Source organism: Streptacidiphilus alkalitolerans (assembly GCF_042511045.1).
GTDB lineage: Bacteria > Actinomycetota > Actinomycetes > Streptomycetales > Streptomycetaceae > Streptacidiphilus > Streptacidiphilus alkalitolerans.
Genome location: NZ_JBHEZX010000010.1, coordinates 117,728 through 136,291 on the forward strand (window position 1 = coordinate 117,728; position 18,564 = coordinate 136,291).

Sequence of the window (18,564 nt, forward strand, 5' to 3'; positions counted from 1 at the left end):
GGGCGGGCGCGGGAATCCCGCGCCCGCCCCTCCGGCTCGGGGCCGGACCGGGCCTACAGGCCCAGCAGGTGGTCCAGGGCGAGCTGGTCCAGCGCCTCGAAGGCCATGCCGCGCTCGGCGGCGGCGTCCGCGTCGAAGGACTCGAAGGCGCTGGGGTCGGCCAGCAGGTCGGCCAGGGACTCGCCCTCGGCCAGGGTGGGCTGCGCCAGCTCGTGCAGCCGGGAGGCCCGCAGCGCGGCCTGCACCGCCGGGTCCGCGCGGAAGGCGGCGGCCTTGGCCTTGAGCGCCAGGTAGTTGCGCATGTTCCCGGCGGCGGAGGCCCAGACGCCGTTGATGTCCTCGGTGCGCGGGGGCTTGAAGTCGAAGTGCCGCGGGCCGGCGTAGTCGGACGACTCCAGCAGGTCGACCAGCCAGAACGCCTGGCGCAGGTCGCCGGCGCCGAAGCGCAGGTCCTGGTCGAACTTGATGCCGGACTGGCCGTTCAGGTCGATGTGGAACAGCTTGCCGTGCCACAGCGCCTGGGCGATGCCGTGCGGGAAGTTCAGCCCCGCCATCTGCTCGTGGCCGACCTCGGGGTTCAGGCCGACCCGGTCGGCGTGCTCCAGCGAGTTGATGAAGGCCAGGGCGTGCCCGATGGTCGGCAGCAGGATGTCGCCGCGCGGCTCGTTGGGCTTGGGCTCGATCGCGAAGCGGATGTCGTAGCCCTGCGCCTCGACGTAGTCGCCGAGCAGGTCGAAGGCCTCCTTGAGCCGGTCCAGGGCGACCCGGACGTCCTTGGCGGCGCCGGACTCGGAGCCCTCGCGGCCGCCCCAGGCGACGTAGGTGGTGGCGCCGAGCTCGGCGGCCAGGTCGATGTTGCGGATGGTCTTGCGCAGCGCGAAGCGGCGGACGTCCCGGTCGTTGGCGGTGAAGGCGCCGTCCTTGAAGACCGGGTGGGTGAAGAGGTTGGTGGTGGCCATCGGGACGGCCATCCCGGTGGCGTCCAGGGCCTGCCGGAAGCGCTTGATGTGGCCCTCGCGGGTGCCGGCGTCGCTGCCGAAGGGGATCAGGTCGTCGTCGTGGAAGGTCACCCCGTACGCGCCCAGCTCGGCCAGCCGGTGCACCGACTCGACCGGGTCCAGGGCCGGGCGGGTGGCGTCGCCGAAGGGGTCGCGGCCCTGCCAGCCGACGGTCCAGAGGCCGAAGGTGAAGCGGTCGGCGGGGGTGGGGGTGAGGGTGGTCGGGTCAGTCATTTTTCGGCTCCAGAGCACGAGGGGCTATTCGTCATCGCAATAAACAAATTAGTATCAGACGACCGGGAGGGGAAGACCCCGGGCCGGACCAAGGAGGAACCGTGCAGGTCGTGATCGGGATCGACAGTTCCACGCAGTCGACCAAGGCGCTCGCCGTCGAGGTGGGGACGGGCGCGGTGCTCGGCGAGGGCCGGGCCGCGCACACCGTCAGCGGGGGCGGGGCGCGGGAGAGCGATCCGCGCGAGTGGTGGCGGGCGCTGGGCGAGGCGGTGGCCGCGACCGGCTACGCCGAGCAGGCGGCGGCGGTGTCGGTCGGCGGCCAGCAGCACGGCCTGGTGACCCTGGACGCGGCGGGCGAGCCGGTCCGCCCGGCGCTGCTGTGGAACGACGTGCGCTCGGCCCCGCAGGCCGCCGCGCTGGTCTCCGAGCTGGGCCGGACCACCTGGGCGCGGCGGGCCGGAAGCGTGCCGGGGGCCGCCTTCACCGCCGCGAAATGGGCCTGGCTGCGCGAGGTCGAGCCGGAGGCCGCGGCCCGCACCGCCGCCGTGCGGCTGCCGCACGACTACCTGACCGAGCGGCTGACCGGCGCCGCGGTGACCGACCGCGGCGACGCCTCCGGGACCGGCTGGTGGACGCCCGAGGGCTACGACCACCGGCTGCTGCAGCTGCTCGGACTCGACGCCGGGATGCTGCCGGAGGTGGTGGAGCCGGGCAAGGCGGCCGGCTACGTCGGCGCCGGCACGGCGCTCCGGGCCGGGATCCCGGTGGCGGCCGGGACCGGCGACAACATGGCGGCGGCGCTCGGCCTGGGCCTGGAGGCCGGCCGGCCGGTGCTCAGCCTGGGCACCTCGGGCACGGTCTACGCGGTCACCCGGGGCCGCCCGGCCGACCCCAGCGGCACGGTCTGCGGCTTCGCCGACGCCCTGGACGGCTGGCTGCCGCTGGCCTGCACCCTCAACTGCACCCTGGCCGTGGACCGGGTGGCCGCCCTGCTCGGCCGGGACCGGGAGGCGGTGGAGCCCGGCGGCACGGCCGTCGTGCTGCCGTACTTCGACGGCGAGCGGACCCCCGACCTCCCCTACGCGGCCGGTCTGATGCAGGGGCTGCGGCACGACACCACGCCGGGCCAGCTGCTGCAGGCCGCCTACGACGGGGCGGCGTACTCGCTGCTGGCCGCGCTGGAGCAGGTGCTCACCGCGGGCGGCGAGCGTCCGGACGGGGCCGAGGAGCTGCTGCTGATCGGCGGCGGCGCGCAGGGGGCCGCCTGGCAGCGGACCGTACTGCGGCTGTCCGGACGCCCGGTGCGGATCCCGGCGGCCCGGGAGCTGGTGGCGCTCGGGGCGGCGGCCCAGGCGGCGGCGCTGCTCACCGGGGAGCGCGCGGACGAGGTCGCCCGCCGCTGGAACACCGCGGCGGGCCCGCTGCTGGAGCCGGTGGCCAGGGATGACGAGGCTTTGCGGCGGCTGGCGGATACGCTGCAACGATCCGCGACATTGTTCGAGAAGTGAAGCTTTGAGGCCACGGGGGTCCCATGCCGAGTCCGTCCAGTGACGAGCGCCGTCCGGCGTCCCAGCAGGGGATGCGCAGACAGAACCTGGCCCTGGTGCTGGGAGCGATCGCCGAGCACGGCCCGCTCTCCCGCGCCGAGGTCTCGGTCCGTACCGGGCTGACCCGCGCGGCCGTGTCCAGCCTGGTGGTGGCGCTGCACAAGTCGGGCCTGGTGGTCGAACTCGGCCCCGCGCCCAGCGGCCGGGTCGGCCGTCCCGGCAATGCGCTGGTGCTCAGCAGCACCGGCCCGGCCGGGCTGGGGCTCGAGGTCGGGGTGGAGCACCTGGCCGTCTGCGTCGCCGACCTCAGCGGGGAGATCAGGGCCCAGGCCCGGGTCCCCGCCGCCAACCGGGGGCGGCCCGCCGACGAGGTGATGGCCGAGCTGGGCCGGATCGCCGAAGGAGTGCTGGCCGAGGCCGCCGGGCTGGGACTGCGCCCGGTCGGCGCGGTGGTGGCCGTGCCCGGCCTGATCGACGCGGCGTCAGGAGCGGTGGTGCACGCGGCCAACCTGGGCTGGCGCGGGCAGCGGCTGCCGGAGAGCCTGCTCGGGCTGCGGCTGGAGGCCGGCAACGAGGCCAACCTCGGCGCGCTGGCCGAGCTGTGGCACAGCGGCCCGGGCGGCCCCGCCGACTTCGTCCATGTCTCGGCGGAGTCCGGCATCGGCGCGGCGCTGGTGGTCGGCGGCCGGCTGTTCCAGGGCGCCAGGGGCTTCGCCGGCGAGCTCGGCCACGTCCCGGTGCACCCGGACGGGCCCGCCTGCCCCTGCGGGGCGCGCGGCTGCCTGGAGCAGTACGCGGGCGAGGGCGCGGTGCTGGCGGCGGCCGGGCTGCCGGAGGCGTCCGGCGACTGGGTGGCGCTGCTGGCCAAGCACGCGGCCGAGGGCGCGGCCCCGGTCCGGGAGGCGCTGGCGCAGGCCGGGACGGCGCTGGGCACCGCGCTGGCCGGGGCGGTGAACCTGGTCGACCCGTCGGCGGTGGTGCTCGGCGGGGCCTACGCCGAGCTGGGCGAGTGGCTGCTGCCGCGGATGCGCGGTGAGCTGGCGGCCCGGGTGACGGTACGGCCCTGGGAGCCGGAGGCGCTGACGGTGTCGAAGCTGGGCCGGCGCGGACCGCTGCTGGGGGCAGCCCTGGTGACGGTGCGTCGGGTGCTGGACAACCCGGGCCTGGACGATCCGCTGCCGGTGGAGTCCAGCGGCGTGTCATGACCGGATCAGCCTGGATGTAGTGCTACGAATGGCCTGGTTTGTCATTTGATGGTGCGAACAGACAGGCGGGTCGGCATGGCCAGTGGGCTGAGCGGCGCGGGGCTCCAGCGCGGATTCGGTGCCGAGATCAGGGACGCGGTGACCACCAGGGCCTTCGTCCTGGTGCTCGGCGTGCTGCTGCTGCAGTTCGGCTTCATCGTGTCCTACGTGGGCGCGCTGCACCATCCGTACCCGCACCGCGCCTCGATCGCCGTGGTGGCCCCGCCGCAGGTCAGCGGGCAGCTGGTGAGCCGGCTGAACGCGCTGCCCAAGCAGGTGCTGGACGCCAGGGCGCTGCCGGACGAGGCGACGGCGCGTCAGCAGATCCTGGATCAGAAGATCTACACCGCACTGGTGTTCAACGCCGCGGGCAAGCACGACACCCTGCTGGTCGCCAACGCGGCGGGCCCGGCGCTGGCCACCGCCGTGGAGAAGATCATCACTGGGGCGGAGCAGCAGCAGGGCCGCAGCTTCAGCACCGAGGACCTGGTGCCGCTGGCCGCCGGGGACGCGGAGGGGCTCTCCTCCTTCTACCTGGCGGTCGGGCTGTGCGTCGGCGGCTACCTGGTCGCCTCGATCCTCGGCATCAGCGCGGGCTCGCGCCCGGCCAACCGCAAGCGGGCGGTGATCCGGCTGGCGGTGCTGGCGCTGTACTCGGTCGCGGCCGGGATCGGCGGCGCGCTGATCGTCGGACCGATCCTGAACGCCCTGCCGGGCAGCGTCCTCGGGCTCTGGGGGATGGGCGCGCTGGTGGTCTTCGCGGTCGGCGCGATCACCATGGCGCTCGAGTGCCTGTTCGACGTGGTCGGCATCGGCCTGGCGGTGCTGCTGTTCGTGGTCCTGGGCAACCCCAGCGCGGGCGGCGTCTTCCCGCCGCCGCTGATGCCCCCGTTCTGGCGGGCCATCGGCCCCTGGCTGCCGAACGGCGCCGGCACCAGCATCGCCCGCTCCATCGCCTACTTCGACGGCACCGCGATCACCAAACCGCTGCTGGTGCTGACCGCCTGGGTCGTGGTCGGCGTCCTGGTCTCCCTGATCGCCACCGGCCGCCGCCCCCGAGGCGGTCGCCCGATCACGCAGCCCGACCCCGCCTGATCCGCCGGGAGCCGGGCCGGGGCGGCCCCCGGCGGGGCGGGTCAGGCCAGGGCGATCAGGGAGAGGCCGTAGCCGACGGCGGCGAGGCAGGCGGCGAAGCAGAGGGTGGCCAGGGCCAGGGCGGCGCCGCGGGCGGCGGTGCCGTCGGCCACGGCGGTCTCCCGGCGCGAGAGCGCCGAGATGCCGAGGCAGAACACGGCCACCACGCCGACGGTGATCAGCAGGCTGACACCGAAGGTGCTGCCCAGGGCTTGCCAGTTGATCTTCATAGGGGTACGGCTCCAGCTCGAACGGTCGGGCGGCGAACGGGTCAGGCGGCGACGGGCGCGACGGGTGCGGCGGCGTCCAGCGGGGTGACGGTGGCTCCGCCCGGCACGTCCACCACGTTCTCGGCGGTGACGGCCTGCCGGCGGGAGACCAGGTAGATCCAGGTGCTCAGGCCGATGCCGACCGCGGCCAGCAGCGCGATGCCCCAGCTGCCCCGGTCGGCGACCAGGGCGCCGGCCCCGCCGAGCACCGCGGCGGCCGGGAGGGTGAGGCCCCAGGCGTAGACCATCCGGCGGGCAGTGGACCAGTTGACCTGGCCGGTGCGCCCGGCCTTGCCCGCGCCCATGATGCCGCCGGAGCAGACCTGGGTGGTGGAGAGGCCGAAGCCCATGTGCGAGGAGGTGAGGATCACCGTGGCCGAGGCGGTCTGTGCCGCGAAGCCCTGCGGGGCCTCGATCTCGGCGATGCCCCGGCCCAGGGTCCGGATGATCCGCCAGCCGCCCAGGTAGGTGCCCAGTGCGATGGCGACGCCGGAGCTGACGATCACCCAGGTGGGCGGGTTGGCGCCGGGCGACAGCACTCCGGCGGAGACCAGGGTCAGCGTGATCACGCCCATGGTCTTCTGGGCGTCGTTGGTGCCGTGCGCCAGCGAGACCAGCGAGGCGGAGCCGATCTGCCCGACCTTGAATCCCAGGGTGTTGGCCTTCTCGCTGCCCTTGGCGGTGATCCGGTAGGCGACCTTGGTCGCCGCCCAGGCTGCGATCCCGGCCACGATCGGGGAGGCGACCGCCGGGATCAGGATCTTGGTGACCACGGTGTCGAAGTTGACCCCGTGCGTCCCGACCGCGACCAGGGTCGCGCCGATCAGGCCGCCGTAGAGGGCGTGCGAGGAACTGGAGGGGATCCCGCGCAGCCAGGTGACCAGGTTCCAGAGGATCGCGCCGATCAGCGCGGCGAAGACCACCTGGGGGCGGACCCCGGCGCTCTCGTCGATGATCCCGCCGGAGATCGTCTTGGCGACCTCCACCGACAGGAACGCCCCGGCCAGGTTGAGTACTCCGGAGATCGCGACGGCGACCTTGGGACGGAGTGCGCCGGTGGCGATGGAGGTGGCCATCGAGTTGGCGGTGTCGTGGAAGCCGTTGGTGAAGTCGAAGGCGAGGGCCGTGATGATCACGACGCACACCAGGAACGTGATGTGTTCCATTAACCAAACAATCGTCTCAGCGGAATCGTCGTGGCCGACCGTAGGGATGCTGGGTGAACGGAAAGTGAACTGACGGCCGATCTGGAGTTGCCGCAGGCGCGCAACGTGGACGAATCCACCCGGATCGCTCCGCGGAGACCGGGCTGTGGCTGGATCCTGCCGTTCAACGCGCCTTCAGGAGAGAGCTGTGTCACATTCACCGGGCGCTGCTTGGCTGAGACGGACGTGAGAATCCAGGACGTGCACTGCCCAATGTCAGGCAGGCGTGGAAGGATCGCCGGGGCAGGACGACGGGGAGCGAGGGGAATGTCGGTGCGGGGCATGGCGGGGCGCGGTTCGACGGCACAGCGGGACGACACGGCACAGCGGGGCACGGGCGGGACGGGCGCTGCGGCGCAGCGGCCACCGGGCGGGAGCGGGCTGCTCTCCACGGCCACCCGGCCCTGGCTGCGCGGGGTGCTGCGCTGCGGTCTGATGCTCGCCGCGGCCTCGCTCGCGGTGCTGCCGCTGGCCGGGACGGCCAGTGCCGCTGGGGCCCCCGACGGCTCGTCCGGCAACACCGTGCAGGCCCTCACCGCGACCGAGCAGACGCTGCAGCCGATCCTGGACCAGCTGCACGCCACCTACCAGCTGGCCGAGACGGCGACGCAGAAGTACGACGCCCTCTCCGAGCAGCTGAACCAGGCCCAGACGGACGACGACGAGCTGCAGGTCGAGGTCGACAACGCGCAGGCGAGCGTGGACGCCGGGACCGTGGTGGCCGGCCAGCTCGCCTCGGCCCAGTACCGCAACGGCGACCTCTCCCAGCTGGGCCAGCTGATCTTCGCGCAGAACCCGCAGGAGGCGCTGCACGAGGGTGAGTTGCTGAAGGCCGCGGCCACCTCGCAGGCCGTCTTCCTGAAGCAGCTGGAGGCGGACCAGCAGAGCCTGCTCCAGGCCAAGGCCGCCTCGGCGACCGCCAAGGCCAACGCGGCCGGTCTGGTCGCGGCCCAGGGCGTGGCCAGAGACGCGGTCAACAAGCAGCTGGACGCGGTGCGCAAGCAGGTCGCCACGCTCACCGGGGCGCAGCAGGACCAGCTGTCCCAGCTGGAGCAGAAGGACGCCGACGCGGCGCAGACCGCGCTGCTGGCCTCCGGGATCCTCGGCAAGGGCGGCCTCAAGCCCTCGCAGGCCGGCGCGGAGGCGGTGACCTACGCGTTCCAGCAGCTCGGCGCCAAGTACATCTGGGGCGGCATCGGCCCCAAGTCGCCCACCACCGGCTTCGACTGCTCCGGGCTGACCTCGCAGGCCTGGCTGCACGCCGGTGTGCCGATCCCGCGCACCAGCGAGGAGCAGTGGGCGCAGCTGACCCATGTGCCGCTGAACGCGCTGCGCCCCGGCGACCTGATCGTCTACTTCTCCGGCGCCAGCCACATCGCCCTCTACATCGGCGGCGGCATGGTGATCCAGGCCCCGCACACCGGGGCGTTCGTCGAGGTGACGCCGATGGCGCAGAACCCGATCCTCGGCGCGGTCCGGCCCGACCCGAACAGCCCCTCGCTCGGCTCCTACACCCCGCCGGTGATCCCCAAGGGCAGCACCGGACCGCAGCCGATCGGCCCCGGCCCCGCGCCGACGCAGACCCCGAAGCCCAGCTCGACCCCGAAGCCCACCGCGAAGCCGACGACCAAGCCGACGGTGCCCGCGAGCCCCAGCGGCTCGCCCACGGCGACGCCCACCGGCGGGACGCCGACCCCGACGCCGTCCGCGTCCAGCACGCCGTCGGCGGACCCCACGCCCAGCGCCGACCCGACCTCCGCCGGGGCGAGCCCGACGGCGGCCGAGGCCACGCCCACGGCGGGCTGAAGCTCAGCCGGTGACGGCCCCGGCGCCCGAGTCCTCCGCGAAGCGGATCACCACGGACTTGGACGTCGGGGTGTTGCTGGTGTCCGCCGTGCTGTCCAGCGGCACCAGCACATTGGTCTCCGGGTAGTAGGCCGCCGCGCAGCCCCGGGTGGTCGGGTAGTGCACCACCCGGAAGTGCGGGGCGCGCCGGGTGGTCCCGTCGGTCCACTCGCTCACCAGGTCGGTGTAGTCGCCCTCGGCCAGGCCGTGTTCGGCGGCGTCCTCGGGGTGCAGCAGCACCACCCGGCGGCCGTCGGTGATGCCGCGGTAGCGGTCGTCCAGGCCGTAGATGGTGGTGTTGTACTGGTCGTGCGAGCGCAGGGTCTGCAGCAGCAGCCGCCCGGCCGGGACCTCGGGGGCGGTGAGCGGGTTGACGGTGAAGTTGGCCTTCCCGGTCGCGGTGGGGAAGGCCCGGGTGTCGCGCGGGCCGTGCGGCAGAGCGAAGCCGCCGGGCTGCTTGATCTTCTCGTTGAAGTCCTCGAAGCCGGGGACGACCCGGGCGATCCGGTCCCGCAGGATGCCGTAGTCGTCCGCGAACTCCTCCCAGGGCACGGTGTTCCTCGGGCCCAGGGTGCGCCGGGCCAGGCCGCAGACGATCGCGGTCTCCGACAGCAGGTCGTCGGCCGGCGGCCGGAGCGCCCCGCGCGAGGCGTGCACCATCCCCATCGAGTCCTCGACGGTGACCTGCTGCGGCCCGCTGCTCCGCACGTCCCGGTCGGTCCGACCCAATGTCGGCAGGATCAACGCCCGTGCCCCGGTGACCACATGGGACCGGTTCAGCTTGGTCGACACATGGACGGTGAGCCGGCAGCGGCGCATCGCGTCCTCGGTGACGGCGGTGTCCGGGGTGGCGCTGACGAAGTTGCCGCCCATCGCGAAGAAGACCCGCACCTGGCCGTCGCGCATCCCGCGGACGGTGTCCACCACGTCCCGGCCGTGCTCGCGCGGCGGCTCGAAGCGGAACTCCTTGCCCAGGGCGTCCAGGAAGGCCGCGCCCGGCCGCTCGAAGATGCCCATGGTCCGGTCGCCCTGGACGTTGCTGTGCCCGCGCACCGGGCAGACCCCCGCGCCGGGGCGGCCGATATTGCCGCGCAGCAGCAGGAAGTTGACCACCTCGCGGATGGTCGGCACCGCGTGCTTGTGCTGGGTCAGGCCCATCGCCCAGCAGACCACGACCTTCTCCGACTCCAGGACCAGCGCGGCCAGTTCCCGGATCTGCTGCTCCGGCAGGCCGGTGGCCGCCAGTACCGCGTCCCAGTCGGTGGTCAGCGCGTCCTCGGCCCAGTCCTCGAAGCCGTGGCAGTACTGCTCGATGAAGGCCAGGTCGAGGACGGTGCCCGGTTCCTTCCGCTCGGCCTGCAGCAGCAGCTGGTTGACGGCGCGGAACAGGGCCAGGTCGCCGCCGAGGCGGATCTGCAGGAACAGGTCGGTCAGCTTGGTGCCGGTGCCGACCAGGCCGCGGGCGTTCTGCGGGTTCTTGAAGCGCTCGAGCCCGGCCTCCGGCAGCGGGTTGACGCTGACGATCTTCGCCCCGGCGCGCTTGGCGCGCTCCAGGGCGGAGAGCATCCGGGGGTGGTTGGTGCCCGGGTTCTGACCGGCCACGATGATCAGGTCGGCCTGGTAGAGGTCCTTGAGGCTGACGCTGCCCTTGCCGATGCCGATGGTCTCGGTCAGCGCCGAACCCGAGGACTCGTGGCACATGTTGGAGCAGTCCGGCAGGTTGTTGGTGCCCAGCTGACGGGCGAACAGCTGGAAGGCGAAGGCGGCCTCGTTGCTGGTCCGGCCGGAGGTGTAGAAGGCGGCGGCGTTCGGGGTGTCCAGGGCCTTGAGCTCGTCGGCCACCAGCTGCAGCGCGTCGTTCCAGCCGATCGGGGTGTAGTGGGTCGCCCCCTCCTCCAGCAGCATCGGCGTGGTCAGCCGGCCCTGCTGGCCGAGCCAGTAGCCGGAGCGCTCGGCCAGGTCGGCCACCGGGTGCCGGGCGAAGAACTCCGGGCCGACCTTGCGCAGCGTCGCCTCCTCGGCGACGGCCTTGGCGCCGTTCTCGCAGAACTCGGCGATGTGGGCGTGCTCGGGCTCGGGCCAGGCGCAGCCGGGGCAGTCGAAGCCGTCCGGCTGGTTGAGCTTCAGCAGGGTGCGGACCGAACGGCTCGCGCCCATCTGCGCACCGGCGATCTTCGCGGTGTGCAGCAGGGCCGGCAGGCCGGCCGCCGCGTGCTTGGGCGGGGCGACCTCGGGGGCGTCCTGCACGGGGTCCTGGTCGGGAGCCTGCCTGGCCATCTGCGCTCTACCTCCGGTGGTGGGTGCTTCCATCCTGTCACTGCGCGGCGGATCGGGCTCCGACCAGGTCCAGCACCGGGGTCAGCCCGTCCGGGCGCTCGGCCACCGGGAGCGACCTGACGTGGTGGAAGGCGCAGCCGAGGGCGGTCGCGCCGCCGTCGGCGGCCAGGTCGTCGCCGACCATCAGGGTCTCCTCGGGGACGCTGCCGAGCCGTTCGCAGGCGGCCAGGAAGATCCGCGGGTCGGGCTTCTGGACCTCCAGCTCGAAGGACAGGACGTAGGCGTCCACATACTGGTCGAGGCCGCCGTGGACGAAGATCGTCCGCAGGTCCCAGCCGATGTTGCTGACCACCGCGACCGGGACGCCGCGCCGCCGCAGCTCCTTGAGCACCGGCTCGGCGTCGGGGTACGGGCTGCGCCAGCAGCCGGGGGACTTGTGCCGCTGGTAGAGCTCGTCCGCCACCGGGTCCACCCGGTCCCGGCCGAGGGCCGGCAGCAGGGCGAGCCTGGTCTGCGCGGTGTACGCGGCGCGGTGGTGCTCCGCGCTGAGGTCGCGCTGCCCCCAGCCCTCGGGTGCGCGCAGCGGCGGCGGGCCGCCCGGCAGCGCCCCGCTCTCGGTCAACCGCCGGACGCAGTCCGCGCGTTGGTCCTCGGACAGGCCCAGGTCCAGGCCGTCGAACCACTCGGCCACCGACTCGATGTGGAACAGCGTGCCGGAGAAGTCGAACATCACAGCTCTGATCATGGGCCCGATTATTGTCCCGCGAGCTGGACCGATGTTGACCGAACCGGACAGCCACTGGTCCACTGGCGGGGTGAATACCGAGCTGCGCCTGGTCACCAGGGGCCATATTGACTTCGGTCGGGTCTGGTCCGCGGCCTGTCCGCTGTAGGGCCTGCCCTCGGGCTCCCCTCGCGCTGCTTCGTCGCGGAGGTGTGGGGCCCGGACTCCGCTGGGTACGACTCGGGAGAGCGGCCGTCGAGTGGCTCGCGCCACTCCCGTCGCCTTCCTCCCCCTCTCCTCCATCCTCTCCTTCCGTACCGGAGGTACCTCAGTGAGCAGCAGCCTGGACGACTGGAAGCACTGGCGCGACGACCGGGTGGTCGTGGCCCGGGCACCGCACGGCCCGCTCGCCCTCACCGGTACCTACTGGCTGGCCGATCTGCGCGAGGGCCTGCCGGGGGTGCCCGGACGCTGGGAGCTCCAGGGGAGCTGCGTGGTGCTCACCGCGGCCCGCCACGACGGTCTCGAGGTCGACCACGTCGCGCTGGACGGCTCGGTCCGGCTCTGTCCGGACACCGCGCCCAAACCCTCCCTGATCACCCACGGCGGCCGGCTGCTGCTGCTGATCCTCCGTGAGGGGGAGTACGCGGTCCGGATCTACGACCCCGCCTCCGCCGCCCGGAGCGCCTTCGCCGGGATCGACGCCCACCCCTACGACGCGGCCTGGGCGCTGCCGGCCCGCTTCACCCCGTACCCGCAGGCCCGGACCGTGCCGGTGGAGAACGCGGACGGGCGGGAGCGCGGGCTGGCGCTGGCCGGGGAGGTCGCGTTCACCCCGCCGGGCCGCAGGGAGCCGCTGACGCTGCAGGTCGGCCAGGCCGAGGACGGCTCGCTGAGCGCGGTGTTCGCGGACACGGGGAGCGGGAAGCAGGTCTTCCGGTTCCGCTTCCTCGATCTGCCGGCCCCCGACGCCGACGGTCTGACCGAGATCGACTTCAACTGGGCCCACCTTCCGCCGTGCGCCTTCGCGGACCACTTCATCTGCCCCTTCCCGCCGCCGGGGAACACCCTGCCGCTGGCCGTCGCCGCGGGCGAGAAGCGGGTGCTTCAGCACTGAGCGCGCACCACCGGGCCAGGCCCGACTTCCTCAGCAAACCGACCCTGGACGGCGAGCTGGTCGTCCTGCGCCCGCTGACCGACGCGGAGCTGCCCGCGCTGCGGCCGATGCTGGCGGACCCCGAGGTGGCCCGGCTGACCGGCACCCAGGGCGCCGCGCCGGACGAGGACCGGCTGCGGGCCTGGTACCGGACCCGGATCGGCCAGGACGACCGGCTCGACCTGGCCGTGTTCGAGCGGGCCAGTGGGGCCTGCGTCGGCGAGGCGGTGCTGAACGACTGGAACGGGCCGAACGAGAGCTGCAGCTTCCGGATCGCGCTGGTCCCGGCCGCCCACGGCCGCGGGCTCGGCACCGAGGCGACCCGGCTGATCTGCGGCTACGGCTTCGAGAAGCTGGGGCTGCACCGGATCTCGCTGGAGGTCTACGCCTTCAACCCGAGGGCCAGGCGGGCCTATGAGAAGGCCGGCTTCGTGGCGGAGGGCGTGCTGCGGGACGCCCTGCTCTGGGAGGGGGAGTGGGTGGACACCGAGGTGATGTCGATCCTGGCCCCGGAGTGGGAGCGGCACCGCGGCCGGCCGTCCGAGGGGTGACCGCGAGCTGGACGGCTGTCCCAGGGGTTGATATACATCGAGGCTCCTGGCGACGGTGGGCGACCGGACCGTCCTGATCGCAAAGGTGTGTGGTGAACAGGTGCGATTCCTGCGCGTAGGACCCTTCGGGGCGGAGCGGCCTGCCCTGCTGGCCGCCGACGACGAGACGAGGGCGTACGACCTCTCCGGCCTCACCGGGGACATCGACGGCGCCTTCCTGGAGCGGCTGCTCGACGAGGGCACCGAACGGATCGGAACCCTGCTGGCACAGGGCGCACTGCCCGTGCTCGACCTGGCCGGGCAGCGGATCGGCGCGCCGGTGGCCCGTCCGCCGAAGGTGGTCTGCATCGGCCTCAACTACCGGGACCACGCCGCCGAGGCCGGGGCGGAGATCCCGGCCGAGCCGGTCATCTTCATGAAGGCCACCAACACCGTGGTCGGACCGGACGACGAGGTGCTGGTCCCGCGCGGCAGCGGCAAGACCGACTACGAGGTCGAACTGGCCATCGTGATCGGCCGGACCGCCCGCTACCTGGCCTCCCCGGCCGACGCCGACGCGGTGATCGCCGGGTACGCGGTCAGCAACGACGTGTCGGAGCGCGAGTTCCAGCTGGAGCGCGGCGGGACCTGGGACAAGGGCAAGTCCTGCGAGACCTTCAACCCGCTCGGCCCCTGGCTGGTCACCGCGGACGAGGTCGGCGACGTGCAGCGGCTCGGCCTGCGGCTCACCGTGAACGGCGAACCGCGGCAGGACGGCAGCACCGCCGGGATGATCTTCGACGTCCGCCATGTGGTCTGGTACGTCAGCCAGTTCCTGGTGCTGGAGCCCGGCGACATCATCAACACCGGCACTCCGGCGGGGGTGGCGATGGGGCGTGCGGACAAGCCCTACCTGCAGCCCGGCGACGTGATGGAGCTGGAGATCGACGGGCTCGGCCGGCAGCGGCAGGTGCTCGGCAAGGCCTGACGGCCGGCGTCCGGTCCTGGCCCGGTCAGGCCGGGGGTCCGGCGGCGGCTCCGGTGAGCAGGGAGCCGAGCCGGGCCACCAGCCGGGCCCCGGTCTCGGCGCCCGCGCCGGTCAGCATCGACCGCAGCACCCGCTGCGACTGCGGGTCGTGCAGCGCGGACACCGCGAACATGGCCACGAACTCGTCCACCAGCCAGTCGCGCAGCTCCGCCGCCGAGCCCACCCCGGCCTCCCCGGCCGGGGAGGCCTCCCCGGGGGAATCCCGGCGGGCGTCGTCCAGCCAGGTCAGCGCGGCCGTCTCGACCACCGCGATCCAGGACCTGACCAGCAGCAGCAGCCGCGGCCCCGGGTCCTTCACCAGCAGCTGCTCCAGGATGCTGCGGTGGGCCGCCCGGCGGACCTCGTCCACGATCGCGCTGGTGCGCTCGGTCTCGGCCACCGAGCCGCCGCGGAGCAGCGCCCCGTAGCCGGCCGCGTGCTCGTCGACGAAGCCGAAGTACTGGTCCAGCACATGCCCGAGGCGTTCGGCCGGGCCGCCGTCGACCGGCGCGGTGAAGCGCGAGGACAGCTCGTCGGCCGCGGTGCGCAGCGCCGCCTCGTACAACTGCTGCTTCCCGCCCGGGAAGTAGCGGTAGACCAGCGGGCGGGAGGCGCCGGCGGCCAGTGCGACGTCGTCGAGCGAGACCTCCTCCGGCGGATGGCGGCTGAACAGCTCCAGGGCGACGGCGATCAGCTGCTCCCGGCGCTGCTCCACCGGCAGCCGCCGGTACGGTCCGCGCCGGGCCCGCGGCGCACGGGCGGCGGCCGGACCCGCGGCGGCGTCGGCAGGCAGGGGGTCGACTGCGGCGGGGACGTCCATGCGCCCCACCCTACGGCCGCCGCCGCGGGCCCTCAGCCCGCCAGCAGGCCGGAGCGGCGCCACGCGGCACGGTCCAGGCGGCTGTGGATGATGCCGGTCTCCTCCAGGAAGCCGGTCAGCCGCTCCGCCGACCAGCGCATGGTCTCCCGGCGGTGCTCGCTGGTCCGCGCCTGGCGCACCGCCTCGTCCACGTCGAGTCCGACCGCCGCGTACACCGCCGGGCTGACCAGGGCCCGGGCGACCACCACCGAGGCCTCGCCGGAGACGGTACGGGTCAGCTGCCGCTCCCAGGCCGGGCAGGTCGCCATCTGCCGCCGCAGCTCCTCGCGGGCGTAGCGGACGTGCCGGGCCTCCTCGACCACGTGGATCCTGGTGATGCCGCGGATCAGCGGCTGGATGGTCTCGTCCGGGAAGGTCTGCCGCTGGATCCGGTCCAGGATCTCCTCGACCAGCAGGGTGGCGGTGAAGGCCCCCGGGGTGGTCGCGGTGGTCTTCAGGATCCGGCCGAGGAAGCGGGTGACGCCGCCGGGACGGTAGTAGGGGGTCTCCAGCTTGGTCACCATCCGGGCGAACATCCGCGAGTGCCGGCACTCGTCGGCCATCTCGGTGAGCGCGTAGGTGACGTGCCTGCTGCGCGGGTCCAGGTCGTAGATGTGCCGGGTGAGCAGCTGCATCAGGATGATCTCGAACCAGATCCCGGCCGAGGCCAGGCTGGCGGCCTCGTGCCGGGAGAGCTCGATCCGGCGCTCCTCGGAGAGCCGCTCCCAGAGCGGCGTCCCGTAGAGGGAGACCATCCGCTCGGGCAGGAACCACTTCCCCGGCTGCAGCGGGGCGTCCCAGTCCAGCTCGGTGTCGGGGTCGTACGAGTGCTTGGCGGACGCCTCAAGCAGGCGTTCGGCCACCTGCTCACGGTCCGTCAGCAGGGCGGTCGCGGCTTCGGCGCGCATGGTCGGACTCCTTCCCGGGCGGATGTCGCGTAGTTCTCTTATAAGACTCCATGTCAACAAGACAGTCAATCCCCCCGCCGGGCGGCAGGTGTGTCACCCGGCGGGCCCCGCGCGGCAGCCCGCAGAATGGCCCCCATGACGACGGCAGTTCCGCCCCGGCCCCCCGCCGCCCGCTCGCGCCCGCGCCGCTGGGCGGCGGCCGTGGCCCGCTATGTCAGGGCCGCGCCCGGCAGCTGCCTCTGGCTGGTGATCCTCGGTCTGAACACCTTCGCCATGGTCCGGATGTCGCCGCGGATGCGCCGGTACTTCCTGTTCACCCACAGCACCAACCTGGACCAGCTGCGGCACCATCCGATCAAGGTCCTGATCACCAGCGCCTTCTGGACCGAGACCCCGAGCTTCTTCTTCTGGTTCCTGGTCTTCAACCTGTTCCTGGTCCCGCTGGAGCGCTGGCTCGGTACGCGGCGCTGGCTGCTGGTGGTGGTGGCCGCGCACGTCGGGGCGACCCTGGTCAGCGAGGGCGTGGTGAATGTGCTGATCAACACCGGGGCGCTGCCGGAGCGGGACGCCTACGCCCTGGACATCGGCGTCAGCTACGCCGTGGCCGGCGCGGTCGGCATGCTCACCTGGTTCCTGGCCCGTCCGCTGCGCTGGTACTACCTGGGCGCGGCGACCTGCTTCTTCGTGCTGCTGCTGATCAGCTCCTGGGACTTCACCAACCTCGGCCACATCACCGCCTTCCTGATCGGCGTCGGCTGCTACCCCGTCGGCCGAGGCGTCCCCGGCGGCGACCGGAGGCCCCGGTGGCCGCTGCGCGGCGGTGGCCGGGACCGCGAAAAAGCTGTCACCACTGCGCAGGGTGCGACAGGATGACGGCATGGCTGACACAGTGACTTCCGATGTCCCCCGTACGCCCCGGCAGCTCGCCGACTCCTATGTCGAGGCGCTCACCGCACTGAACCCCGGCGTGGCGGCGAGTCTCGGCGTCAACCCCGAGGACGACCGCCAGCCCGACCTGTCCCCGGCCGGCTTCGCGGCCGAGGCCGAGCTGGCCCGCCGGGTGCTGGCCGACCTCGCGGCGCTGCCCGCCGAAGCCCTGCGGGAAAGCGCCGAGGCCAACTGCGCCCGGCTGCTCAAGGAGCGCCTGGACGCCGAACTGGCGGTCCACGACGCGGGCGACCACTTCCGCTCGCTCAGCAACATCGCCTCCCCGGTGCACGAGGTGCGGGCGATCTTCACCCTGATGCGGACCGAGACCGAGCAGGACTGGGCCGTGGTCGCCGGACGGCTGCGGAACGTCGAGGGCGCGCTCCGGGGCTACCGGGCCACCCTGCAGCAGGGCCTGGACCGGGGGCTGCACTCGGGACCGCGCCAGGTCGAGACCGTGATCGGCCAGCTCGGCGACTGGCTGGGCCCGGAGCAGGGACCCAGCTGGTTCGGCGACTTCGTGGCCGCCGGCCCGGATGCCCTGCGGGCCGGCCTGGACGCCGCCGCGGCCGAGGCCACCGCCGCCACCGCGGAGTTCCGGGACTGGCTCCGCACGGAGTACGCCCCGGCCGCGGCCGGCGCCTCCGACATCGCCGGACGCGAGCTCTACCTCCGCTCCGCCCGCTACTGCAACGGCGCCGACCTCGACCTGGACGAGGCCTACGGCTGGGCCTGGACCGAGTTCCACCGGCTGTACGCGGCCCAGCTCGCCGAGGCCGCGCGGGTGCTGCCCGGGGCCACCCCGCTGGAGGCGGTCGCCCACCTGGACCGGCACGGGCACGCCGTCGAGGGCGTCGAGGAGGTCCGCCGCTGGCTGCAGCAGCTGATGGACGGGGCCATCGAGGCCCTGGACGGCACCCACTTCGACCTGGAGGGCCCGCTGCGCCAGGTCGAGGCGATGATCGCGCCGTCCGGCAGCGCCGCCGCCCCCTACTACACCCGTCCCAGCCTGGACTTCTCCCGCCCAGGGCGGACCTGGCTGCCGACCCTGGGCCGGGAGGACTTCCCGACCTGGGAACTCGTCAGCATCTGGTACCACGAGGGCGTCCCGGGACACCACCTGCACCTGGCCCAGCGGATGCGCTCGGCCGAGCACCTGTCCCGCTACCAGATGACCCTGGGCGGGGTCAGCGCCGACACCGAGGGCTGGGCCCTCTACGCCGAGCGGCTGATGGACGAGCTGGGCTACTTCACCGACCCGGGCCACCGGCTCGGCTTCCTGGAGGGGCAGATGCTGCGCACCATCCGGGTGATCATCGACATTGGCATGCACCTGGAGATGGAGATCCCGGCCGACTCCCCGTTCCGCCCCGGCGAGCACTGGACCCCGGAGCTGGCCACGGAGTTCTTCGCCGCCTACAGCGGCAGCCCGGCCGAGATGCGGGAGAGCGAGATCGTCCGCTACCTGGGCTGGCCCGGGCAGGCCATCGGCTACAAGCTCGGCGAGCGGGCCTGGCTGCGCGGACGCGAGGAGGCCCAGCGCCGGCACGGCGACGGGTTCGACCTCAAGGCGTGGCACATGAAGGCGCTGTCGCAGGGCCCGTTCGGCCTGGACGACCTCACCGAGCAGCTCGCCTCGCTCTGATCGCCCGTCAGATCGTTGACCTGATCGTTCCGGTC

The 18,564-nt window shown here is 73.3% G+C and carries 16 protein-coding genes; 9 read left to right on the forward strand and 7 right to left on the reverse strand.

Annotated elements, in window-relative coordinates; translation table 11 throughout:
- Positions 1-53: 53 nt before the first annotated feature.
- Positions 54-1,232, reverse strand: a complete 1,179-nt coding sequence (xylA, locus tag ACEZDG_RS22875) for a xylose isomerase (RefSeq protein ID WP_380512541.1) — start codon at positions 1,230-1,232, stop codon at positions 54-56.
- Positions 1,233-1,333: 101 nt separating this feature from the next.
- On the opposite strand from xylA, the gene xylB reads away from it, so the two are divergent.
- The 3 genes from xylB to ACEZDG_RS22890 all read left to right on the forward strand — a co-directional run bounded on the left by xylB (position 1,334) and on the right by ACEZDG_RS22890 (position 5,118).
- Positions 1,334-2,740: a xylulokinase gene (gene xylB, locus ACEZDG_RS22880; RefSeq protein WP_380512543.1), complete on the forward strand. Its 1,407-nt coding sequence runs from the start codon at positions 1,334-1,336 to the stop codon at positions 2,738-2,740.
- Positions 2,741-2,763: 23 nt separating this feature from the next.
- Positions 2,764-3,984, forward strand: coding sequence for an ROK family protein (locus ACEZDG_RS22885; protein ID WP_380512544.1), 1,221 nt, complete (start codon positions 2,764-2,766; stop codon positions 3,982-3,984).
- A gap of 75 nt (positions 3,985-4,059) precedes the next feature.
- Positions 4,060-5,118: a DUF3533 domain-containing protein gene (locus ACEZDG_RS22890; RefSeq protein WP_380512545.1), complete on the forward strand. Its 1,059-nt coding sequence runs from the start codon at positions 4,060-4,062 to the stop codon at positions 5,116-5,118.
- Between the two features lie 41 nt (positions 5,119-5,159).
- On the opposite strand, the gene ACEZDG_RS22895 is transcribed toward ACEZDG_RS22890, so the two are convergent.
- Together ACEZDG_RS22895 and ACEZDG_RS22900 are read right to left on the reverse strand one after the other, a co-directional pair.
- Positions 5,160-5,387, reverse strand: coding sequence for a hypothetical protein (locus tag ACEZDG_RS22895; protein ID WP_380512547.1), 228 nt, complete (start codon positions 5,385-5,387; stop codon positions 5,160-5,162).
- Positions 5,388-5,428: 41 nt separating this feature from the next.
- Positions 5,429-6,592, reverse strand: a complete 1,164-nt coding sequence (locus tag ACEZDG_RS22900; protein ID WP_380512549.1) for an inorganic phosphate transporter — start codon at positions 6,590-6,592, stop codon at positions 5,429-5,431.
- A gap of 306 nt (positions 6,593-6,898) precedes the next feature.
- Here ACEZDG_RS22900 and ACEZDG_RS22905 point away from each other — a divergent pair, with 306 nt between their 5' ends.
- On the forward strand, positions 6,899-8,437 hold the full coding sequence (locus tag ACEZDG_RS22905; protein WP_380512551.1) for a C40 family peptidase: 1,539 nt from the start codon (positions 6,899-6,901) through the stop codon (positions 8,435-8,437).
- Between the two features lie 3 nt (positions 8,438-8,440).
- On the opposite strand, the gene ACEZDG_RS22910 is transcribed toward ACEZDG_RS22905, so the two are convergent.
- Complete coding sequence (locus ACEZDG_RS22910; protein WP_380512553.1) at positions 8,441-10,753, reverse strand: FdhF/YdeP family oxidoreductase; 2,313 nt, start codon at positions 10,751-10,753, stop codon at positions 8,441-8,443.
- Positions 10,754-10,790: 37 nt separating this feature from the next.
- Positions 10,791-11,498 carry an HAD family hydrolase gene (locus ACEZDG_RS22915; protein ID WP_380512555.1) on the reverse strand — a complete coding sequence of 236 codons (708 nt, stop codon included), beginning with the start codon at positions 11,496-11,498 and terminating at the stop codon, positions 10,791-10,793.
- 310 nt (positions 11,499-11,808) lie between these two features.
- On the opposite strand from ACEZDG_RS22915, the gene ACEZDG_RS22920 reads away from it, so the two are divergent.
- From ACEZDG_RS22920 to ACEZDG_RS22930, 3 genes are all read left to right on the forward strand, one after another.
- Complete coding sequence (locus ACEZDG_RS22920; protein ID WP_380512556.1) at positions 11,809-12,594, forward strand: DUF1684 domain-containing protein; 786 nt, start codon at positions 11,809-11,811, stop codon at positions 12,592-12,594.
- A 44-nt stretch (positions 12,595-12,638) separates the two neighbouring features.
- Positions 12,639-13,184, forward strand: coding sequence for a GNAT family N-acetyltransferase (locus ACEZDG_RS22925; RefSeq protein ID WP_380512839.1), 546 nt, complete (start codon positions 12,639-12,641; stop codon positions 13,182-13,184).
- Between the two features lie 100 nt (positions 13,185-13,284).
- Entirely contained in the window at positions 13,285-14,151 is an 867-nt protein-coding gene (locus tag ACEZDG_RS22930; protein WP_380512558.1) for a fumarylacetoacetate hydrolase family protein, read from the forward strand.
- A 25-nt stretch (positions 14,152-14,176) separates the two neighbouring features.
- On the opposite strand, the gene ACEZDG_RS22935 is transcribed toward ACEZDG_RS22930, so the two are convergent.
- The gene (locus tag ACEZDG_RS22935; protein ID WP_380512560.1) at positions 14,177-15,010 is read right to left on the reverse strand and encodes a TetR/AcrR family transcriptional regulator; all 834 of its coding nucleotides are present in this window, start codon (positions 15,008-15,010) and stop codon (positions 14,177-14,179) included.
- Positions 15,011-15,042: 32 nt separating this feature from the next.
- The gene (locus ACEZDG_RS22940) at positions 15,043-15,957 is read right to left on the reverse strand and encodes an AurF N-oxygenase family protein (protein WP_380512561.1); all 915 of its coding nucleotides are present in this window, start codon (positions 15,955-15,957) and stop codon (positions 15,043-15,045) included.
- A gap of 135 nt (positions 15,958-16,092) precedes the next feature.
- Between ACEZDG_RS22940 and ACEZDG_RS22945 the strand changes: the two genes are divergently transcribed.
- Both ACEZDG_RS22945 and ACEZDG_RS22950 read left to right on the forward strand, forming a co-directional pair.
- A complete protein-coding gene (locus ACEZDG_RS22945; RefSeq protein WP_380512563.1) occupies positions 16,093-16,830 on the forward strand; it encodes a rhomboid-like protein in 738 nt (245 codons plus the stop codon).
- Between the two features lie 4 nt (positions 16,831-16,834).
- Positions 16,835-18,529: a DUF885 domain-containing protein gene (locus ACEZDG_RS22950; protein ID WP_380512565.1), complete on the forward strand. Its 1,695-nt coding sequence runs from the start codon at positions 16,835-16,837 to the stop codon at positions 18,527-18,529.
- The last annotated feature ends 35 nt before the right edge of the window (positions 18,530-18,564 follow it).

Coding starts and splice junctions, on each gene's coding strand:
- ACEZDG_RS22915 (WP_380512555.1), bottom strand. CDS start 11,498: ATGATCAGAGCTGTGATGTTCGACTTCTCCGGCACGCTGTTCCACATC.
- ACEZDG_RS22900 (WP_380512549.1), bottom strand. CDS start 6,592: ATGGAACACATCACGTTCCTGGTGTGCGTCGTGATCATCACGGCCCTC.
- ACEZDG_RS22945 (WP_380512563.1), top strand. CDS start 16,093: ATGACGACGGCAGTTCCGCCCCGGCCCCCCGCCGCCCGCTCGCGCCCG.
- ACEZDG_RS22905 (WP_380512551.1), top strand. CDS start 6,899: ATGTCGGTGCGGGGCATGGCGGGGCGCGGTTCGACGGCACAGCGGGAC.
- ACEZDG_RS22940 (WP_380512561.1), bottom strand. CDS start 15,957: ATGCGCGCCGAAGCCGCGACCGCCCTGCTGACGGACCGTGAGCAGGTG.
- ACEZDG_RS22890 (WP_380512545.1), top strand. CDS start 4,060: ATGGCCAGTGGGCTGAGCGGCGCGGGGCTCCAGCGCGGATTCGGTGCC.
- ACEZDG_RS22935 (WP_380512560.1), bottom strand. CDS start 15,010: ATGGACGTCCCCGCCGCAGTCGACCCCCTGCCTGCCGACGCCGCCGCG.
- ACEZDG_RS22895 (WP_380512547.1), bottom strand. CDS start 5,387: ATGAAGATCAACTGGCAAGCCCTGGGCAGCACCTTCGGTGTCAGCCTG.
- ACEZDG_RS22910 (WP_380512553.1), bottom strand. CDS start 10,753: ATGGCCAGGCAGGCTCCCGACCAGGACCCCGTGCAGGACGCCCCCGAG.
- ACEZDG_RS22950 (WP_380512565.1), top strand. CDS start 16,835: ATGGCTGACACAGTGACTTCCGATGTCCCCCGTACGCCCCGGCAGCTC.
- ACEZDG_RS22885 (WP_380512544.1), top strand. CDS start 2,764: ATGCCGAGTCCGTCCAGTGACGAGCGCCGTCCGGCGTCCCAGCAGGGG.
- xylA (WP_380512541.1), bottom strand. CDS start 1,232: ATGACTGACCCGACCACCCTCACCCCCACCCCCGCCGACCGCTTCACC.